We start from the raw sequence: 19,590 nt of genomic DNA on the forward strand, positions 1-19,590 counted from the left end.
GCAACATGTTAATAAACCCTAACGAACTAAAATAAAAATGAGCAACTGAAATTAAATTACAATAAAAAAACAGCCTAAAACACGTTGTATTATGCTTTAGGCTGTTTCCTCGCTATCCATATTTAATATTTATAGCAGGCTCTTTTATTCATATTCGTATCCATTATAAGTTTGCTATTTTGGAAATTCACAATGTACATTTCACAATTAATGCCAAATTTTTGAAATATCTTTAGAATTATAATGAAGAATTATCCTTGCAATATATTAAAAAAAATCCTCTTTTATCTTCAATTCTGTAAATAAAACATTATAACCACTATCAATAGGGCTGCAGCAATATATCCCACATTTAACATTTTTCTTTGGACTGTGTAGATGACAAATTCTAAGTTGTCTCCAACCTTTATTTAGAACATTAACCTCTATTTTATAGTCGTTTCCTTGTCTGCTAATTCTAAATTCAGCTTCATCAACTTGTTTATCTAACTCTTGTGTAGACCAATCTGAATATCCCAAATTAGTTACAACAGCACCAAGTTTTGGAGGATTATCTAACTCATATTCTATAGAAGTCTTCAGCCAATTATCCTCATCCACTCTTACTGCCAATCCACACTGGTCAAATTGATTGATTGGATTAAACTTAACCTTTGTTGTCATAGTAAAGTCCTTTTCGATTTCTATATAAAACATATGAGCATTATCATTTCTAAACCCATAATGAGTCCTTTGCCAAAAATCAGTTACCTTATCAGGTTCCACGTAAATTCCCTTTTCTCCCACTTTCCACACTTTAGGTTCATATAGCCACTTCATCTTATCTACTGACGAAGGATCATTTACTAAATCAATAAAAACCTCTGACTCTTTTTCTAATATTTTATCATTTTTTATTATTATATCTGCCTTTGCCTTAGGATTATCTATTGAAAAATGCTGTCTTTGAAGCCACATGAAATAATCTCCATAAAGATCTTTTTTATCTTCATCACTTCTTTCTATGGACGATGTAAAAGTACAATCTAACCATACGCTTATATCAAAATTAATATCTACAGTATTCTTAAATATTAATGCTCCCTCAACTATAACTATATCATTACTTTTACATGCATTTTCAATTTCATTTTTTATTGAAGAAAAATCATAAGCATTTTCATAGTAATACTTAGATGGATTAATATTACTAAGAGATTCTTTTAATACATCTTGATTCTCCTCTAAAGAAATTGTATAAACATTATATTGGCCTGGGTATCTTTCTTTTAATTTATTAGCGAAAGTAGTTTTCCCACTTAAACTTATGCCGCTAATACCAATTAACGCCTTTGAATTTTCTTTCACTTTTTCATTTATTAAAGAATATAACTTTTCCATGATTAATACACCAACTCCCTCAGTAATATTTCTTATTATATTTTAGCATATGAAATAAAATAATAAATTAAATATGCCCTTCATATTTCGTGCCAGACAGATATGTAAATTCTGCTTATAGCCGATCTACTAGAAGAATTTACTGTCTCAGCATGATGCGAAATATGCAAACATACTAGGCTATTATTTTTTAGTTGTACCTTAATGTAGATTTATAATAAATAATTATACTACATAATTATTTTCAGAAGTCCTCCTAAAATAATCTTCACATAAATTAATTGATTTATTTAACTTGACAAAATAAGGAATTAATATTATAAATATATATATAATAAATGTACTTATAATAAATATATATATTAAAGGAGATGTTAAAATGGAGTTAACATTCAAATTAGAAGTAAATGCACCTAAGGAAGCTATTTGGTCTTATTATGCTGATCTTGAAAAAAGACATGTTTGGGAAGAAGATTTAGAAAGCATTAAATTTAATGGAGAATTAAAAACAGGAACCACTGGAACAATGAAACTAGAGGGAATGCCAGAGATGTCTTTTACTCTTACTAATATAGTTCCTAATTGTTCTTATTGGGATAAAACTGATGTCCCTGGGGTTGGAGGCATATATTTTGGACATGACATATTGCAACAAGATGGTAAAACTTTCATTCAACATACTGTGAGATTGGATAAAGAAAAACCATCAGAAGATGATTTAAATTTTCTTTGCAATGTATTTTCTGATGTACCTAAATCTACTATGATAATTAAAAAGGAGGTTGAAAAATAAATTGGAATTTCCATCAAACCGCTTTAAAGATGATGCAGAATCATCAACTGGACTTCTTTTTATTCGCGTATATAATAAATGGCATTCTATTATAAATCAAGAATTACGTAAATTAGGAATCACTCATCCTCAATTTGTAGTGCTTACTACCTTAAACTTTCTTAGTCAATCTGACGATAATGTGACTCAAGTAAGTATTTCTAAAATGGCAGATATGGATGTCATGTCAGTATCACAAATCGTTAAGGGATTAGAAAAAAAGGAATTTATACAAAAAACTGTAAATCCGAAAGATAGTAGAGCAAATGCAATTATACTACTACCAAAAGGACAAGAAATAGTAAAACTTGCTCTTCCTGTTGTTGAAAAAATAGATGATGATTTTTTTGGTATTTTACAGGAAAATGAAAAACTCTTTCGTAAGTATCTAAATCAACTGGATTAGTATCTATTTAAATATCATACCAAAATAAAAAAATGGATAGAGCTCAAAACATCTATCCATTTATATATATATGTTTAAATTCACAATGCACATTTCACAATTCACAATTACAGCTAAAATTCTTACAATATTTTTAGAGTTATGATGAAGAATTATTTTTGCGGTATATATATTTAAACATATTATACATTAAATATAATTTTTATATGGGAAACTGGCTTTTGTGCTGAATTAAATAGACTACTTAGTAAGAACTTTAAATAGTTAAAAGCTCTCTTCCAAGAGTTCTGTCATATATTTTTTTATCATTTATTTGCGCCAAATTCCATGTCACTGAATATTCCATTCTTCTTTTAAAATCGCATATATTACATCATCAACCCACTCATTGTTAAACCAAAAACTTTTTTTAAAATGTGCCTCTTTTCTCATTCCAATTCTCTCAAGCAAAGTAATAGACTTTTTATTTTGAGGATCAACCGATGCCGTTATTCTATGTTTATTTAAAACATTAAACAAGTAATCTATCACGCCTGTTACTGCTTCAGTAGCATACCCTTTTCCTTGATATTTTTCAGATAATGTATATCCAATTTCAACTTGCAAATTATCTTCATCACAAAAGTGAATACCAACATCTCCTATAAACTCATTATTTTCTTTAATTATAATTCCAAGCTGGTACCATGTATCTGGTATATTGGGAATTCTTGATACTTTTTCAGAAATAAATTCCTCTACTTCTTTAAGCAACTTAGGCCTCCAAGTTTGAAATTTACCTACTTCTTCACTTGAACGATATTCAAAAATTGATTCAGCATCTAAAAGCGTAATACACCTTAATTCTAATCTTTCCGTTAAAATATTTATTTCACTTGCATTCATTACTTTTTCCTCCACTAGTATTCCGTGTATTTTGTTTAGTGTTACCTTCATGTGGTAATTATAACATAGTTAAATAATCATTATTAATATGATATTTCTTCTCTATTGCCATATGACCCCTTTGGACAAATACTATATTGCTTACTAAAGGCTGAACTATAATTGGAAGAACTGTATCCATAATTAATTCCAATATCAGTAATAGTTTTGTCTTTTTCAACCTTAAGACTTACTGCACTTTGATCCATTTTTACACGTTTAATAAAGGAATATAAACTTATTCCTGTTTCTGCTTTAAACATTCTACTAAAATGATATTTTGAAAAATTACAGTAATTGGCAACATCTTCAATAGAAATCTCCTCATCTATATGCTGCAAAATGTATTCAATGCTTTTATTTATCAAAGATTTTTTAATTATCACTTTAAGGCTCTCTTCCAAATACTTTTTACATAAACTAAAAATTTCGTTTTGATAAAAGTTTACTTTCATTATAAAGAAATATTACTGAAATGCTGATTTTCAATAACAACAATAAATAGAAAATATAAGCTTCACCAATCATTATTTTCATATTTATTTTATATTAAAAACATCTCTCACTTCTTTAGATTATAACATATTTTGTAAACATGACATTGTTCATGACACATTGCAATCACTTATAAAAATAGCCTTAGACAATATATAAATGCCCAAAGCTGTAAGTCATATTTATTATATAATTCATCGTATCAGTATAAAATACTAAAATTTCTGCATTCCCCATATTATTAATAAATTAAAAGTATATAAGTATCTATATCAAATAATACTTAAAATATATAAGTCTCTCATTTCTATTTTATGAATTTTCGTCTATATACAGACAGTAACAAAATAATATCAAAAACAATTAAATATATTCCCGTAGGCATACTTATAACTTTTGAAACCATTAGAACAAGTAACAATATAAATATTGTTAAATTTAGTATTGAAACTCTACTTATTTTAGGTTTCTTATCTGAATCAGACATTTTTTGAAGTTCACTTATTTGGTTATAATGCTCTAAACATGGTATTGTTGTAAAAATAGAAACTGCCATTATTGGTATAGAAATAATTAAAAGTACTGTATTATATATATCAGGTAAATAGCTATATTTAACAAAAGCCATTAAAATAAAAAGTATAATAGAACAAATAGAAAATGGTATTGCCATCTTTTTTAGCGATTGATACATGCTTATATGCTTTTCTATTTCAGTATCATTATCAGTATAAATTTTTTTTGTTCCTTCAGGAGCACTAAATATATGAATTATATTTCCTATCGAACACACATTAGTCCATCCTGCTTCATTAAAATATAAAAAATATTCTTCATCTGGATTTATTCTATAATCTAAAGCATATTGAAGTTTTTCAGGCTCAGCTTTTTTTAATTTATATCCCATAAATGCAAATTTCTCTAATTTCCATCCTCTACTAGCATATTCAGATAGCATCTGCATTTCCTCGTACTCAGCAAATGATAATCCCTTACTCATAATATATTTTGTACCAAACATCTATTATAACATCTCCCTATCATTAAATGCATTCTCAGCAATTTTAACCATTTTACGCTTTCTTTCAAGCTCATTTTTTAAAGATTCAATCCCTTTATCAGTTATTACATAAACTTTTTTCTTTTCTGATTCTTGCGTAAGTTCTATAAATTCTGCATCAAGAAGTTTTTTTATGCTAGTATATAATGATGCAGGTCCTATTGAGAACTCCCCTTCTGACATTTCCTCAACTGATTTCATAATTAAATAACCATGCTTAGGCCTTATTAAAGATAATAAAATATAGTAATACGCATCCGTAAGTTCGCCCATATCTAAAGAATTATTTCTAGCCAGCTCTCATACACCTCCTCTATATCATTTAACGATATATCATTAAATAAACTATATCATTAAAAGATATATATGTCAATAAATGATATAGTATATTTCTTAATATAATACTATTATTGGTAGATTACCTAAATAGCGGTATTGTATTTGCAGAATTTATTATGAATTTTCTTCTTGAAACAAAACAAGAAGTTTTATGCTTCTACTTCAAGTCGGGTTATTCTTAATGTCACTATTAATATTGATTGTGATTCTTATATGAAAAATCCAAAAAATGGTACCCCTTATTTTCAATGAACTGCTCCTTGTTAAGTAGACAGTGAAAATAATAAATAATAATTTAAGATGCAGATCAGTAGATAAAACATTCATGAAATCAGCTTATAGGTGTATTCTCACAGGGCGAAATATTGAATTAAAGATTATTTACTATTATAATAAAACTAACCGTCTCCTAACTTTTGTTTTGATATACTAGGTACATAGGTTGCAACCTTACAAAATAAAAGTTTATAACGGAGGCTATATTATGAATATAACAAAAAAAATGAAAACAATTGGTTTTACTTCACTAGCAGCATTAACATTGATAGCATCAACGTCTATGGTATCATTTGCATCAACTGAATCTAATAAAACAGCTAAGACTTCAGAATCAGCTACAACAGTTAAGCCTGACCAGATACTTATAAGCAAATCTGGTGACGGTATTAATATAGAAACAACTACAACAGATAAAATTGACAATACTAATTTGAGTAAGACTGGATCAACTAAAGCATCAGGAACTAATGCACCAGATATGCCTAATCAGATATTTATAAGCAAATCTGGTGATGGTATTAGTATACAAACAACTACAACAGATAATCTTAACAATGTTGATTTAAACAAAGTCGAGCCAACAAAGGCAGATAGCTCTAAATAGTTTTGGAGCAGTAGCTATACATGCTGCTGCTTTGCTTTTTATACCATGCAAAGGAGATTATAACAAGATGAAATTACTTTTAGTTGAGGATGAAGAAGATTTAGCCGCAATTATATCAAAAGGTTTGAAAAAAAGTGGATATGCAATAGATAATGCTTACGATGGTGAAGAAGCAGTATCTATGTATGAAATCAATGAATACGATTTAATCATTCTAGACCTAAATCTGCCAAATCTAGACGGATTAGAGGTCTTAAAGGTCATACGGGAAAAGGATATTTACACGAAAGTACTTATTTTATCTGCTCGTAGCGATATAGAAGATAGAGTAATTGGTTTAGATATGGGAGCCAATGATTATCTAATTAAACCATTTGACTATAAGGAACTAGAAGCAAGGATACGGATGCTTTTGAGAATTTCCTTCACACAAAAATCAGCAGTGCTGAAATGCGGAGATCTTAAAATAAACACTGTTTCCAAAACTGCTTACCTTGGTCAGTCTTCGTTACTATTAACAAAAAAAGAATATGAAATATTAGAGTATCTTTTCCTTAATAAAGATATGGTAATAAGCGCAGAACAGTTTATAGAGCATGTATGGGATAGCGAAGCAGATTTATTCTCAAACTCTTTAAAATACCATATCCATTCAATAAAGAAGAAAATGAATGAATTAGGATGTAATGTGGAGTATATAAAAAATATCAGGTCTCAGGGCTATATTTTGATGGAGGATAATAATGAAGTTACTGAATAAGGTTTCTATTAGGATGAGAATCACTCTTTTGACAGGTGGAATATTATTTGGAATATCTTTACTTTTAACATTTTCTAGTATGTATAATGCTAATGATAAATTTGTACTGCCAAATGAAATTGCAATAACAAAAGACCCTACCTCTGGTGAAATAAAGATATTACCGATAGAAAATAACAATACTTTAAAATCTGAAAAAACCTCTTCGTCTCAAATGCTTCTGGCAAAAAAACAATTTGATATATGGAGTTATATATATTTAATTATTTTTTCTAGTATAGGAATGATAGTTACTTATATAATTACAGGGAAAGCCTTGAAACCTTTGCAGGAGTTAAATGATTCTATTATTAATATTACAGAACATAATCTTAAAGGTAGAATACCTGCTTATATTGTAAATGACGAAATTGGAAACTTAGTAACCTCTTACAATGCAATGTTAGAAAGACTAAATGAATCCTTCTTAAGGCAAAAACGTTTTTCTTCAAGTGTATCTCACGAACTAAAAACCCCACTTTCTATCATGAATGCTGGCTTACAGGTTCTTCATATTGATGATGAACCTACAACTGAAGACTACAAGGAAACAGTAGAAATAGTAGAACGTAATACAAAACGACTGATGAATATTGTAGATGATTTATTTGTACTTACAAATGAAAGTTGTATAGATATTGCAGATGAGATAGATTTAAATCAATTATTTTCACAGATAGAAACTGAATTACAGCCAATATATAATGGCAAAAGTATCTGTATTACCCACGAATTTGGATTTAGTACGATTATAGGAAATGCAACACTTATGTATGGTGCATTTTTTAATTTGATTGAAAATGCTATTAAGTACAACATTCCTAAAGGAAAAGTTGAAATTAAGACATTGATAGACAATAATGTGGAAAAAATTATTATTTCTGATTCTGGTATAGGAATTCCGCCTGAGGATATTAATAAAATATTTGAGCCCTTTTATAGAGTTGATCCGTCAAGGTCCAGAAAGATTGCTGGAGCAGGATTAGGATTGTCCTTAGTGAAATCAATAATTGAAAAACATGGTTGGGAAATAGAACTAAAAAGTACAGTTGGTGTTGGGACCTGCTTTGTGGTTTCACATCAAATTAAAAAAATATTTTAAAGGATTTTAAGAATGAGATAAGAAATTAAGTTAATACTTTAGAACCAGATTTAGATCTTAATAATATACTCTAGAATAGCTATTTCTAATCCAAAATTTGAAACTGAATTATGATACCTCTATGATGACAAAAATAGCGACGTCTAAAACATACCTACAATAAGGGGGACTAGAAGAAAATCCGTCATTACAACTCGAAAACAATCAAAGGATTTACCATTTACCACTTAGCTTAATCAAAGTATAGCTAACCCCCATGAGAATATTTTTTTATATTATCATGGGGTTAATTTTTAGTCTCTCTAAACTTGTATCATTTGTAAATTTTTTTGGAATATCAATAAAACATAGACATCTCCCAATTTTAGTCCCCCTATTTACTTATGGTATAATTCATCGAATCATAAGTAAAGAATCGAGCTTTTTATTATATCGCTTCTCTTACAATGATATATTAATGTACCACTCTCAAAAATTAATATATATAGAGTCCTTAAGCCGTTTTATATCACTTATAGGTGGTAATCCAAACATTCGCGCATACTCACGACTAAATTGAGATGGGCTTTCATAACCAACCTTATAACCTGCCTCCGCTGCTTCTAGCACTTCTGAAAGCAGCAATCTCCTTGCTTCTTGTAATCTAATCTGCTTTTGATATTGTAACGGACTCATTGCAGTAACCTTCTTAAAGCAATGATGCAACGATGAAGAACTCATATTAATTTCCTTTGCTAATTCATCAATCCGCAGCGGTTTCTCAAAATTATTATTAATCAAGTTAATAGCTTTTGAGATAGCCCGTGCATGGGTACCTATCATAGCAAATTGCTTCAATATGTATCCGTGTTTATCTTGTAAAACTCTATAAAGTATTTCTCTAATGAATAAAGGAGCAAGAACTGGAATTTCCTCTGGAGTTTCTAAGAGGCTTACAAGCCTTAGCAATGCATCAAGAAGTAATGAATTACCTTTTGTTACAGTTAATCCTCTTTCCAATCCAGGCTTTTCTTCAAAATCTTGTTTTGATTCTTTAATGATATCAAGAATTTGATCTGAATTAAAACTAAGCCTGACACATAAATATGGCTGGTCAGGAGTAGCTTCAATTATTTTACCTATAATAGGCAAATTAACAGATGCAACTAAATAAGAGCTTGCATCATATCTATAACTTTCTTTTCCTAGAATTACAGTTTTCGCACCTTGTACAATTACGCATATGGATGGGATGTAAATCGAATGTAGTGGTTCTGAAATATTAGAGGCACGTATTAAATCCAATGATGGTATATCAGTTGATTGAAATCCATCTCTATAAGTAAATTTCTCAACTAGAGAAGCCAGACGCTTTTGCTGATTACATAATTTATAATTTTTTATATTGTAAATCCTTTTTTCCATAATAATATCTCCTCATAAAAAAATTATAATTTCTTTTGCAGGATTGTGCAATGATTAGGAATAAATAGGCTACCTATTCATATCTAAATTATCCTATAATCAAATCAATAAATAAAGAATATGCAAGACAAAAATATTTACTCAATGTAAATACTCTCATATATCTTTAATTATAAGTAAATTATTTTAATGGAGGTTTATATCAATGAGAAACTTAGAAGGTAAAGTTGCAATAATAACAGGTGCATCTAGAGGAATAGGAAGTGCTATAGCTAAACAATTATCTGCACTTGGAGCTAAAGTAGTTGTCAATTATTCTAATAATGCAGTAAAAGCAGAAGAAGTTGTAGAAGAAATAACTAAATCAGGTGAGCAAGCTGTTGCAATTAAAGCCGATGTTAGTAATATAAAAGACGTTGAAAGATTATTTTCAGAAACAATAACTAAATTTGGAAAGGTAGATATATTAGTAAATAATGCAGGCGTAATACTTTATAAATTACTTTCTGATGTAACAGAAGAAGAATTTGATAAGCTTTTTAATATAAATGTAAAAGGTACTTATTTTGCATGTCAACAAGCTATGAAACATATGGAGAATAACGGAAGAATCATTAATTTCTCTACCTCAGTGGTTGGAAGTATGTTTCCTACTTATAGCGTTTATGCAGCTACAAAAGGAGCAGTTGAACAAATCACACGCCAATTAGCAAAGGAATTTGGTCCTAAAAAAATTACAATTAATGCTGTAGCTCCTGGTCCAATAAATACCGAACTTTTCAACGTTGGAAAGACAGATGAGCAGATAGAAGCAATTAGACAAATGAATTCTTTTGGACGTATTGGTGAACCAGATGATATAGCAAATACCATTGAATTTTTGGTTAGTGATAAGGCTCAATGGATAACAGGTCAAACTCTTCGAATTAATGGTGGATATGTTTAATACTTTTATCTGTTAAAAAAACAAAGTTTTTTAGCCAATATCCCCTAAGCCCGCATTATTCAAGCATATTCTGAAGAATATATATTCTAATATTCTTCAGAATAAATATGGCTTAGAATATATATTCTTCACAATATTTATGGTAAAGAATATTAGAATACACTAGTTATCTAAAGCAAATAGAGGCCGTTACATTTGAACAGCCTCTACCCTGCTCCCATTTAGAAACTGCTTGGCGGCTTACTCCAACTATTTCTGCTAGCTTCTCTTGAATTATGAATTAATTCTTATTAAAATTATTTCATTAGATAAAAATAATCACACTACCAACTTGAAATTTTAATAGTGTGATACTTTAATCGAATATTTACTTTTTATGGTTTATAAATCATTATATATATTTCTTTAATAGATTTAAATTTAAAACTCTAGAAAAACAATTTCCTAATTAGAGCTAGATTTCAATATATTAAATGTTAATGTAGTTATTACTCTATATTACTCCCAACTTTCGTAATGAATCATATCTTCAAGCTTCTTTCTTGGACGAGCTTTAGGAGTTTCATCTGGATATCCAATAGTTAAGACTCCAACTACATATTTGTCTGATGGTATATTTAATACTGGTCTAATTTCTTCCTGTGTGAATTCTGCCACCCAGCAAACGCCTAGCCCCAAGCTATTAGCTTCCAGTAGCATATACCCTGTTGAAATTGAAGTATCTCTAATTATTCTTTTTAATTCATCCTGAGGACTGTTATCATCTAAATACACATCCCCTTCTTTAATTCTGCAACGTATATCTGCAACACATACAATAAATACTGGAGCTGTAAACATCCATTTTTGATTATGAGAAGCTTCTACTATTTTTTGTCTCATCTCTTCAGATTTAACCACTATGTAATGCCAAGGCTGAGTATTGTTACCTGATGGAGCAAGCCTTGCACTTTCTAGTAATTCATTAATTTTTTCGTCTTCTACTGGTTTATTACTATATTTTCTTATACTTCTGCGCATTTCAATTTCTTTGATCATTTATATAAATCCCTCTCTTCATGGAAATTTAGTAGATTTTACAAATAATTATAACATATTCAATAGAACACTACTCTTTATTTTAGAAGGATATCTTTTCTAAATAACTACTTTATAATGCTATAAATATATGAATCATGATATGTACCATGATGATAACGATATTTTCTCAATATACCTTCTCTTAGAAATCCTGCTTTTTGCGATACCTTTTGAGCAATGATATTCTCCACGTCAGTATCAGCTTCTATCCTTACTATTGGGTAATTCTCGAATATATACTTTACTATTAAATTAAGTATAACTGTTCCATTTCCTTTGTTACAATTATCAGAACTTAAAACTAAGCCAATTCTCACAATTCCTTGTCTATAAAAACTTAAGTAGAGCAATCCAATTGTTTGCTCTTCTTTTTCTACATTCAATATTTGAAACTCAGAGGAGCAAAAACCATCTTTCTCATATTCAAGTTGTAGTTTTCGAAATGATTCAAATTGAAATTCTTGATAATTTCCACGTGTCTTTTGTGAATTAAATTTATAAATTACTTTTAAATCACGTTCCTCAATAGTTCTTATATTAATATCTCCTTCTGTAATCATTTTTTATCCGCCTCCAGTATATATCTTTAAAATAATTTAAATTGTTCCTTCTAAAAATATCTTCAAACTACAAACATCAATAATATACTTAATATATTTCAGTTTCATTAAATTTTTGAATATTATCATACGAAAACATTATCTCCTCCAACAAAGTTACCATTTCTCTTTTAATTACCTTTATATTACGATACACTTCTTGCCTTTACATTTCAAACCGCAGATAAACTAACACTCTTGAACACTAATGCTTCCTTGTTTGAATGCAAGATATTCTGAGCTCGCATCAATTATATAGATATAATATTCTCCAGGCTCGTCTGCTGTTATTTTATAATTTCCTGATAAATCTTTAAAATTTTCTCCTTTTACCATTTTCCCATTTACTACATAGCCGATTACTGCTGTTTGATTCTTCATTACTTTTGATTGATATTTTTCAAAAGTAAATACTAATGAATCTCCTTTATTTAGTTTCCAGCCACTACCATCATCCTTCGTAAACACACCTATACTGCCATTTGTCTCTATTATCTCTGGAGTTATATATTCATTATTTTTTTCCTTTGTTACAAAATCACTAATCAAAGCTGAATCCACTAGATTCATTTCATCAGGTATATTTTTTATGGTTTTACTATATTTCAGCATGTTATACTCATCATATTCTTCTACCTGCCCTTTTCCCTCTACAACTTCCGTCCCAACTAAGTGCTTATTCTTTTCTGTAATGTACGCAGCGCCTTTTATTGTATATTTATTATATTGTGTATTGTGATAAAAAATTAAAAAAGCTATAATGCAACAAACTAAAACGCTACAAAATGCAATAATTTTTCTTTTCATAATATCTTCACGCCTTTTCATGTAATATATGTAAATTGTAACACATTCTTGTAATTGAAGCGTTCCGTGATTCCTTAAAAATATTTACACTTACACTAACTATATTTTGCAAATTTAATGATATTTTATTATTTAGAAATAACAGAACAATTATAACCCCTAAACCTTTAGTTCTATAAAATTCAAATTTCTAATTATTAGCCAAAACCAAAAATGCTAACAATAAAATAACTAAAATTGTTCCAATCAATGCAATAGTATTTATGATTTTATTTGCTTTAAACTCTGTTTTAAATAATTTGAGGAAAACACCATAAATCGTAATTCCAACGATTCCTCCAAAGGTATTTCCTATAATATCAGTTATATCTGATGCACCTATTGCGAATATGAATTGTAACACCTCGTATATCAGACTTACTCCTGCTATCAAAGCTGCTTTTTTCACGAAAGACCATTTACGCTTTATCATATCAATGTAGATTCCAAACGGCACAAATATAAGTATGTTATCATATATTTCCGAAAATTCAATCCTACCATTTACTATTACAGATTCATGAAATGGAATTATGTTAATACTTCGAAAGTATCCTAATTCCTTAAGTGAGAATTGCATCTTAAATAATATAATCCAGGTTAACACTACTAAGTATACTAAAAGTAAGCAAATTGTTAGTGTCTCTTGCTTTGTTTTTTTATTTTCCATATGTATTTCCCATCTCCCTTAATACTTTTGCAAAAATTATTATTAATACTCCAATAATAATGCTACAGCTAAATTTTTTTTATTCTAAATTTAATTAAGCACTTATTCTACTGAAATATTAACTGTAAGTTTATTATCACATCATATACCACTTACTATTTCTAGTATATCCGTATAATATTAACTATTTATGAGTATAAAATTAAAAATAACTTAATATATATGTTACAATTCACAATTGCAGCTAAAATTCTTGCAATATTTTTAGAATTATCATTAAGAATCATTTTTGCAATATATATTTCTATATAATCAACTTGACATTATAAATAAAAATAGTATAATTACCCTGGGTAATAGTTAACCATGATAACTATATATTTTCGGGAGGGTATAATATGCAAGGACTATTTCAACGCTTTTTTTCACTACATCGACCTCTTATAAGTAAGCTAAATGAATTACTAGGTGAATATGATCTTTCCTATTCATTATGGCAAGTTATTCTATATCTAAAAAATAATCAACCATCTTCCCTAGTAGACATTGCTAACTACTATAATATAGAAAAGCCTAGCATAACACGAAGAGTTCAACGTTTAGAAGAACGACTAATAGTAAAAACAATATCCGGTAAGGATAGACGTGAAAAAATAATTGAGCTAACTGAGATCGGTGAAAAACTTTATGATGTATGCCGTGAAAGAATAACTCAATTAGAAAATGACGTGGTAAAGGGTATTTCAGAAGATGATCAAATCATAACATTTGAGACACTTCCTAAAATACAAAAAAACATTACGAATGAAAAGGAGATATAAAAAATGGATAAACCTAAATTATGGACGAAAAATTTCTTAATTGTTTCGACGGCAAACTTTTTTCTTTATTTTACATTTTATTTATTGATGGTTACTATAACCACATTTGCAACAGAAAGATTTCATGCATCACCAAGTGAGGCTGGATTAGCTTCTGGTATATTTGTAATAGGAGTACTTCTTTCACGTATTTTCTCTGGAAGATATATTGATCAAGTTGGATGGAAGAAAATGCTTTATATCGGATTTATTTTATTTTTAGCTACTACATTTTTATATTTTTTAGTGAATAGTATGGTATTCTTATTCATTAATCGTTTCTTAAATGGTGCTGCAATGGGAATTGCTTCAACAGCAACTGGAACTATTGTAGCAAAGATAATTCCAAATGAACGTCGTGGAGAAGGTACTGGTTATTATGCATTAAGTCTTACTATTGCTGCTGCAATTGGACCTTTCTTAGGTATGTTTATTACTGAGCATTCAAACTTTTATATGAATTTTGTTGTATGTATTATTTTCTTAATACTTAGTTTTTTTGCTGTCTTTTTTATAAAAATTCCAAAGTTAGAAATTGTAAAAGGGCATTCAAATAATAATAAAGATTTTTCTTTGCATAATTTCTTTGAAATAAAAGCTATTCCTATTTCAATTATTGCTGGAGTAATTGCTCTTGGTTATTCAAGCATACTTACTTTTATTAGCTCTTATTCTAAAGAAATTAATTTAATGAGCGTTGGAAGTCTCTTCTTTATCGTTTATGCAGTATTTGTTTTGCTTTCAAGACCTTTTACTGGACAAATGTTTGATAAAAAAGGTGAGAATTTTGTTATGTATCCAGCAATAGCATTGTTTGCCTTATCTTTATTTTTCCTTAGTCAAACTCATGGAAGCTTAACTCTTTTATTAGCTGCTGCTATATTAGGTCTTGGTTATGGTACAACCTCATCTAGTGTACAAGCAATTGCAATAAAGGTTTCACCAAAACATCGTATAGGATTAGCGACTTCTACTAACTTTATATTTCAAGATTTAGGGGTTGGTATTGGACCATTTATATTAGGTTACTTTGTCCCATTAATAGGATATCGTGGCTTATATATGATGATGGCAGCAGTTGCAGTTCTCTGCATTTTCTTATATTATTGCCTACACAGCAAGAAAGCAACTTCTATAAATGATGATACTGAATCAATAATGGCTTAGAGATTTAATATAATTAATAATAACAATCAAGAAATAATTTTGTATTTGCAAATAGAAAAACTAATGGAATTTAATCATATAATCCCATTAGTTCTTTTTATTTTTACTATTTCAATTTCTTATAACAAATCTTATAAACAATATCATTCTTAGTTTTCTTAAAACAATCTGATATTTACTACAGTATTCTTTGTCTATATTATATTCCTCTCTTAATCGCAAATATCTTACGTAACTTGGAAGTACTCCTCATCTAAGATAACAATCTAACAATATAAGTAATTATTATAAATAAACCTGCGACTATCGCAATTATTCCGCCAGTCTTACTTCCTTTATTAGTCTCTTCTGAATCCATACCTTTTAATAAGTTAATTTCATCTAAACCACCAAATAATAGAGAAAACCCCAGAAATATAAATGAAATATCACTATGAATAAAAAATATTGAAATAATTGTGAGTCCGCTAAATATAATGCTTGCTATAAAAAATACTTTATTGTTAATTTTCAATTTTAACACCTCTCACACATTATAATTATTTTTCTACTTTCTGATTTTTTCTAGTGAATATCATCCCATTTTTTAAATTATTATAGCAATTTTCATAATAAAATAAATATATATCTTGTAAAAATAATTCTTCATAGTAATTCTAAAAATATTGCAATAATTTTATCCGTAATTTTGAACTGTGCATTGTGAATTGCAATATATTACATAAAATAAAACATATCATCTATACTTTAGAGAAGTAACACACATTATGATGATAATTATTAATGACTGCATCGTAGTAATACACCTGATTATTTCATACATCCTATCAATGATTCTATGTGATTTTCTTTTATTCCTTCTACTACTAATCTCGCTATCTCCTTTGCTCCTTTTTCCAAAAAGTGAGTATTGTCTTGAATCCCATCGGGATGATTGAGATTTTCGCCTGGTTTCACCCATAAGAATATCTCTTTAGTTTTCTCTATTCCTATTTGCTCAAATAAACGCTTACTTTTTTCACCCATATCTATTAATGGTACGCTTAATTCAGCCGCAAGATCTCTTACTGCTACAAGATAATCTCCATGTGTATCTTTTATAATGCCATTTTCATCAAAATTTCTTCTATGTATAGATGTTAGTAATACTGGGTGCGCACCAGCATTTCTAGCAACTTTAATATATTCAGTTAAATAAGCTTTATATGTAGTAAATGGATCTGTATATAATTCCTCATTTTCTTTTTTATCATTATGGCCAAATTCTATAAATAAAAAATCATCCGCCTTAATTAATTCAGATATCTTTTGTAATATTCCTTCATTTATAAAGCTTTTAGAACTTCTTCCATTGATAGCAAAATTACAAATTTCTATATCACTAGTAAAAAATTCTCCAATTCTTTCTCCCCATCCTGTTTCTGGTTTTTCATCCGGTAATTTTGTAGCAGCTGTAGAATCACCTGCAATAAAAATTTTTATCTTTCTATCCACGTTAATTCAACTCCCTTTCTAATTACTGTATTTCTTGTCCACAATTCACCTAAATTTATCGTAACCGCGCTCTGAATTTCTTATATAACTTTTCAATTATGAAAAAAGTGATTATAAAGAAATCTATTGTAAAGGTAGATAAAAGTAAAAATATTGCTCCTCCACCACATCCATCATCTTCTGAAAAATATAAAAGTCCATAAATACCTATAAAAGCAATTATTAATAATAAAATTACATATCCCATTATGTTTTTATTTAATAAACGTTCCAATACTTTCACTGCAAAATATATAATTCCAGCTATAATTAATGCAAACACAGGTAAAATTCCAATTAACCCCATAATATAACTCCTTATTTATTAGCGTACAATTATTTGCAAATATTCTTCTTTACATCTACTCAACTATATAAAATATTTGTTCAGAGTCATCTACTCTCAGCTCTTGTTTCAATTATTGTGAAAACCGTCTGAAATATTACAACTGCAATAACTGAAAAAATGCTATCAATACTGTTATCTCCATGTACATTCCCCCATATATATGCTGAATATTTTAAATCCTAGAACTCTCATGCTAAATAAAAACCCCAAATATAGAAATTTAATTACAATATATAGATCAATTCTCTTTTAATATTGCATGTACACATTATACTATAAATGTATTTTTTTACAAGTATTCTATGTTGAAATTATTAAATATGAACGCTAAGTAACTTGATTCATTCGCATAGAATTATTTGGTTTGTATTCATTTATAATTTAAAGTAGATTCTAATGAAAAATTAAACAAGCTCCTCATTGTTCTTTGTCCATAAAACTTTGCTTATAGCTTTTAAAATAATAATAGAATTAATCATGATGTTTATTCTAATTCATAACTAATGCATTGTTAATTTTTTAACTATGAATTTTATTTACCACTAATTTATAATTATTAACTTCGAGGTAAATAAAATTCATTATCAAAACGACATCATTTTTAAATCCAATAAATATACTTTTATCCTAAGCCATATATTCTTTAAATGGCAATTGAATTATTCTTCCACTTTCATCACATCGATACTCCTTAGGACATTCAAAACGTATTTTGCCTGATAAATGCATTGCAACGTCAAAAAATGCATTTGCCATAACATCTGGATCCTGGAAAACAGTACCTGCCATATATCCTTTTTGTATGAAATATAGTGATTCTGGAATAGCATCAATTCCAACAACGGGTATATTTTTTGTACCAGCACCTTTATTATATCCATGCTTTTGTAAAGCTTTTACAGCACCAACAGCCATAGTATCGTTATTAGCTATTACTACTTCAATTTTATTTCCATATCTAGTTAATAAAGCATCTGTCGCATCTCTAGCTAACTCTTCACTCCAATTACAAAATTCTGATGCAAGTTGTTCAACTTTTATTCCAGCATCTCTGATTGTCATAATGCAATATTTAGTTCTATCTGTTGAATCATTACTATTACTATTAATTCCACCTTGCAATACTATATACTGCATAATATTATCTTTATTTGTATCTATAGTATTTTTATTACCATTCCATAAATTAACCAATAATTTTCCTTGTAGCCTGCCTGCCTGCTCTGAATCTGGAAGTATATAATATGCTTTATCATATGATTTAACTATATTTTCATCTACCTTAAGTATTCTTTTACTAGCAAAAATTACTGGAATATTTTTTTCTTTGATTGAATTAATTAGTTCTTTAGGATCGTTTACTAAATCCACTAAACTTAATATGAGAAGATCAATATTTCCGCTTTCTAGAAGATTATTAATAGTTTGATTTTGTATATCTCTGTTATTTTCGCTATTATAAAAATTAAATTTAACTATTCCTTCATTTCGTGATTCAATATCTTCTAGGCTATGCCTTAAATCAATAACATAAGGATCATCGAATCTATAAAAAACTACTCCTACATTTACTGGATTTATTGAATCATTGTGACTATTTAATGGGACTGCTTCAATTAAGGTTTCCATTACTATAACTGTTACTATAATTATTATTATAAATTTTTTTAATAGCTTCATTCTAAAACCTCCTGTAATTCTATCTAATTTATAGGATTACTTTTAAAAAGAAATTTATTCTAAATTCTATATTAATAATTATAAATACGTTCTTATAATATGATATTTAAGTTTTTTATACTTCTTTTATATATTAATTGATATTCACTTTAATTTTAAAGAATACTTCATATTTAACATTCTAAACCTACATTTTATAGAATTTCTATATGAAAACAAAAAATATGGTAAATTCA

At 28.4% G+C, this 19,590-nt stretch carries 22 protein-coding genes and 1 pseudogene; 8 read left to right on the plus strand and 15 right to left on the minus strand.

Features of this window, described 5'->3' with window-relative positions; genetic code table 11:
- Nucleotides 1–267: 267 nt before the first annotated feature.
- Nucleotides 268–1,380 (minus strand): DUF1349 domain-containing protein, encoded by a 1,113-nt coding sequence (locus tag F3K33_RS19895; protein ID WP_023976765.1) that lies wholly within the window; start codon nucleotides 1,378–1,380, stop codon nucleotides 268–270.
- Nucleotides 1,381–1,759: 379 nt separating this feature from the next.
- Between F3K33_RS19895 and F3K33_RS19900 the strand changes: the two genes are divergently transcribed.
- Nucleotides 1,760–2,173 (plus strand): SRPBCC family protein, encoded by a 414-nt coding sequence (locus F3K33_RS19900; RefSeq protein WP_023976766.1) that lies wholly within the window; start codon nucleotides 1,760–1,762, stop codon nucleotides 2,171–2,173.
- A 1-nt stretch (nucleotide 2,174) separates the two neighbouring features.
- Nucleotides 2,175–2,618 (plus strand): MarR family winged helix-turn-helix transcriptional regulator, encoded by a 444-nt coding sequence (locus tag F3K33_RS19905; RefSeq protein WP_039769684.1) that lies wholly within the window; start codon nucleotides 2,175–2,177, stop codon nucleotides 2,616–2,618.
- Between the two features lie 330 nt (nucleotides 2,619–2,948).
- On the opposite strand, the gene F3K33_RS19910 is transcribed toward F3K33_RS19905, so the two are convergent.
- The 4 genes and pseudogenes from F3K33_RS19910 to F3K33_RS19925 form a co-directional block, all read right to left on the minus strand.
- Nucleotides 2,949–3,503 carry a GNAT family N-acetyltransferase gene (locus F3K33_RS19910; RefSeq protein WP_039769657.1) on the minus strand — a complete coding sequence of 185 codons (555 nt, stop codon included), beginning with the start codon at nucleotides 3,501–3,503 and terminating at the stop codon, nucleotides 2,949–2,951.
- Nucleotides 3,504–3,625: 122 nt separating this feature from the next.
- Nucleotides 3,626–3,928 (minus strand): annotated as a pseudogene (locus F3K33_RS19915) (AraC family transcriptional regulator); the annotation flags it as partial.
- A gap of 416 nt (nucleotides 3,929–4,344) precedes the next feature.
- The gene (locus F3K33_RS19920; protein ID WP_039769655.1) at nucleotides 4,345–5,058 is read right to left on the minus strand and encodes a DUF2812 domain-containing protein; all 714 of its coding nucleotides are present in this window, start codon (nucleotides 5,056–5,058) and stop codon (nucleotides 4,345–4,347) included.
- A 3-nt stretch (nucleotides 5,059–5,061) separates the two neighbouring features.
- Nucleotides 5,062–5,394: a PadR family transcriptional regulator gene (locus F3K33_RS19925; protein ID WP_026886994.1), complete on the minus strand. Its 333-nt coding sequence runs from the start codon at nucleotides 5,392–5,394 to the stop codon at nucleotides 5,062–5,064.
- 526 nt (nucleotides 5,395–5,920) lie between these two features.
- Here F3K33_RS19925 and F3K33_RS19930 point away from each other — a divergent pair.
- The 3 genes from F3K33_RS19930 to F3K33_RS19940 all read left to right on the plus strand — a co-directional run bounded on the left by F3K33_RS19930 (nucleotide 5,921) and on the right by F3K33_RS19940 (nucleotide 8,220).
- Nucleotides 5,921–6,319: a hypothetical protein gene (locus F3K33_RS19930; protein WP_039769648.1), complete on the plus strand. Its 399-nt coding sequence runs from the start codon at nucleotides 5,921–5,923 to the stop codon at nucleotides 6,317–6,319.
- Nucleotides 6,320–6,386: 67 nt separating this feature from the next.
- Nucleotides 6,387–7,079 carry a response regulator transcription factor gene (locus F3K33_RS19935; protein ID WP_039769646.1) on the plus strand — a complete coding sequence of 231 codons (693 nt, stop codon included), beginning with the start codon at nucleotides 6,387–6,389 and terminating at the stop codon, nucleotides 7,077–7,079.
- Nucleotides 7,063–8,220 (plus strand): sensor histidine kinase, encoded by a 1,158-nt coding sequence (locus F3K33_RS19940; protein ID WP_039769643.1) that lies wholly within the window; start codon nucleotides 7,063–7,065, stop codon nucleotides 8,218–8,220. The genes F3K33_RS19935 and F3K33_RS19940 overlap by 17 nt, the downstream gene beginning before the upstream one ends.
- Nucleotides 8,221–8,688: 468 nt before the next feature.
- On the opposite strand, the gene F3K33_RS19945 is transcribed toward F3K33_RS19940, so the two are convergent.
- Nucleotides 8,689–9,624: an AraC family transcriptional regulator gene (locus tag F3K33_RS19945; RefSeq protein ID WP_039769641.1), complete on the minus strand. Its 936-nt coding sequence runs from the start codon at nucleotides 9,622–9,624 to the stop codon at nucleotides 8,689–8,691.
- Nucleotides 9,625–9,829: 205 nt separating this feature from the next.
- Here F3K33_RS19945 and F3K33_RS19950 point away from each other — a divergent pair, with 205 nt between their 5' ends.
- The gene (locus tag F3K33_RS19950) at nucleotides 9,830–10,570 is read left to right on the plus strand and encodes an SDR family oxidoreductase (protein ID WP_039769639.1); all 741 of its coding nucleotides are present in this window, start codon (nucleotides 9,830–9,832) and stop codon (nucleotides 10,568–10,570) included.
- A gap of 166 nt (nucleotides 10,571–10,736) precedes the next feature.
- On the opposite strand, the gene F3K33_RS27065 is transcribed toward F3K33_RS19950, so the two are convergent.
- The 5 genes from F3K33_RS27065 to F3K33_RS19975 form a co-directional block, all read right to left on the minus strand.
- Nucleotides 10,737–10,847: a helix-turn-helix transcriptional regulator gene (locus tag F3K33_RS27065; RefSeq protein WP_077723723.1), complete on the minus strand. Its 111-nt coding sequence runs from the start codon at nucleotides 10,845–10,847 to the stop codon at nucleotides 10,737–10,739.
- 221 nt (nucleotides 10,848–11,068) lie between these two features.
- Entirely contained in the window at nucleotides 11,069–11,608 is a 540-nt protein-coding gene (locus F3K33_RS19960) for a nitroreductase family protein (RefSeq protein ID WP_023976750.1), read from the minus strand.
- A gap of 107 nt (nucleotides 11,609–11,715) precedes the next feature.
- Nucleotides 11,716–12,210, minus strand: a complete 495-nt coding sequence (locus tag F3K33_RS19965) for a GNAT family N-acetyltransferase (protein ID WP_023976749.1) — start codon at nucleotides 12,208–12,210, stop codon at nucleotides 11,716–11,718.
- Between the two features lie 228 nt (nucleotides 12,211–12,438).
- On the minus strand, nucleotides 12,439–13,056 hold the full coding sequence (locus tag F3K33_RS19970) for a hypothetical protein (RefSeq protein WP_023976748.1): 618 nt from the start codon (nucleotides 13,054–13,056) through the stop codon (nucleotides 12,439–12,441).
- Nucleotides 13,057–13,246: 190 nt separating this feature from the next.
- Nucleotides 13,247–13,765, minus strand: a complete 519-nt coding sequence (locus F3K33_RS19975) for a VanZ family protein (protein WP_023976747.1) — start codon at nucleotides 13,763–13,765, stop codon at nucleotides 13,247–13,249.
- 398 nt (nucleotides 13,766–14,163) lie between these two features.
- Between F3K33_RS19975 and F3K33_RS19980 the strand changes: the two genes are divergently transcribed.
- A complete protein-coding gene (locus F3K33_RS19980) occupies nucleotides 14,164–14,586 on the plus strand; it encodes a MarR family winged helix-turn-helix transcriptional regulator (RefSeq protein WP_012060075.1) in 423 nt (140 codons plus the stop codon).
- Nucleotides 14,587–14,589: 3 nt separating this feature from the next.
- Nucleotides 14,590–15,792 carry an MFS transporter gene (locus F3K33_RS19985; protein WP_023976746.1) on the plus strand — a complete coding sequence of 401 codons (1,203 nt, stop codon included), beginning with the start codon at nucleotides 14,590–14,592 and terminating at the stop codon, nucleotides 15,790–15,792.
- A 253-nt stretch (nucleotides 15,793–16,045) separates the two neighbouring features.
- Here F3K33_RS19985 and F3K33_RS19990 read toward each other — a convergent pair whose 3' ends face one another.
- From F3K33_RS19990 to F3K33_RS20005, 4 genes are all read right to left on the minus strand, one after another.
- Nucleotides 16,046–16,306: a hypothetical protein gene (locus F3K33_RS19990; protein ID WP_023976745.1), complete on the minus strand. Its 261-nt coding sequence runs from the start codon at nucleotides 16,304–16,306 to the stop codon at nucleotides 16,046–16,048.
- Nucleotides 16,307–16,602: 296 nt separating this feature from the next.
- Entirely contained in the window at nucleotides 16,603–17,286 is a 684-nt protein-coding gene (locus F3K33_RS19995; protein ID WP_023976744.1) for a rhamnogalacturonan acetylesterase, read from the minus strand.
- Between the two features lie 55 nt (nucleotides 17,287–17,341).
- Nucleotides 17,342–17,632, minus strand: a complete 291-nt coding sequence (locus tag F3K33_RS20000; protein WP_023976743.1) for a hypothetical protein — start codon at nucleotides 17,630–17,632, stop codon at nucleotides 17,342–17,344.
- Nucleotides 17,633–18,301: 669 nt separating this feature from the next.
- Nucleotides 18,302–19,354 (minus strand): galactose ABC transporter substrate-binding protein, encoded by a 1,053-nt coding sequence (locus F3K33_RS20005; protein WP_039769636.1) that lies wholly within the window; start codon nucleotides 19,352–19,354, stop codon nucleotides 18,302–18,304.
- Nucleotides 19,355–19,590: the final 236 nt, after the last annotated feature.

Source organism: Clostridium beijerinckii (assembly GCF_008705175.1).
In the GTDB taxonomy this organism is placed as follows: domain Bacteria; phylum Bacillota; class Clostridia; order Clostridiales; family Clostridiaceae; genus Clostridium; species Clostridium beijerinckii.

Coding starts and splice junctions, on each gene's coding strand:
- F3K33_RS19935 (WP_039769646.1), top strand. CDS start 6,387: ATGAAATTACTTTTAGTTGAGGATGAAGAAGATTTAGCCGCAATTATA.
- F3K33_RS19965 (WP_023976749.1), bottom strand. CDS start 12,210: ATGATTACAGAAGGAGATATTAATATAAGAACTATTGAGGAACGTGAT.
- F3K33_RS19950 (WP_039769639.1), top strand. CDS start 9,830: ATGAGAAACTTAGAAGGTAAAGTTGCAATAATAACAGGTGCATCTAGA.
- F3K33_RS19975 (WP_023976747.1), bottom strand. CDS start 13,765: ATGGAAAATAAAAAAACAAAGCAAGAGACACTAACAATTTGCTTACTT.
- F3K33_RS19960 (WP_023976750.1), bottom strand. CDS start 11,608: ATGATCAAAGAAATTGAAATGCGCAGAAGTATAAGAAAATATAGTAAT.
- F3K33_RS19970 (WP_023976748.1), bottom strand. CDS start 13,056: ATGAAAAGAAAAATTATTGCATTTTGTAGCGTTTTAGTTTGTTGCATT.
- F3K33_RS19945 (WP_039769641.1), bottom strand. CDS start 9,624: ATGGAAAAAAGGATTTACAATATAAAAAATTATAAATTATGTAATCAG.
- F3K33_RS19985 (WP_023976746.1), top strand. CDS start 14,590: ATGGATAAACCTAAATTATGGACGAAAAATTTCTTAATTGTTTCGACG.
- F3K33_RS19895 (WP_023976765.1), bottom strand. CDS start 1,380: ATGGAAAAGTTATATTCTTTAATAAATGAAAAAGTGAAAGAAAATTCA.
- F3K33_RS19930 (WP_039769648.1), top strand. CDS start 5,921: ATGAATATAACAAAAAAAATGAAAACAATTGGTTTTACTTCACTAGCA.
- F3K33_RS19900 (WP_023976766.1), top strand. CDS start 1,760: ATGGAGTTAACATTCAAATTAGAAGTAAATGCACCTAAGGAAGCTATT.
- F3K33_RS19940 (WP_039769643.1), top strand. CDS start 7,063: ATGAAGTTACTGAATAAGGTTTCTATTAGGATGAGAATCACTCTTTTG.
- F3K33_RS19910 (WP_039769657.1), bottom strand. CDS start 3,503: ATGAATGCAAGTGAAATAAATATTTTAACGGAAAGATTAGAATTAAGG.
- F3K33_RS19920 (WP_039769655.1), bottom strand. CDS start 5,058: ATGTTTGGTACAAAATATATTATGAGTAAGGGATTATCATTTGCTGAG.
- F3K33_RS20000 (WP_023976743.1), bottom strand. CDS start 17,632: ATGGGGTTAATTGGAATTTTACCTGTGTTTGCATTAATTATAGCTGGA.
- F3K33_RS20005 (WP_039769636.1), bottom strand. CDS start 19,354: ATGAAGCTATTAAAAAAATTTATAATAATAATTATAGTAACAGTTATA.
- F3K33_RS19980 (WP_012060075.1), top strand. CDS start 14,164: ATGCAAGGACTATTTCAACGCTTTTTTTCACTACATCGACCTCTTATA.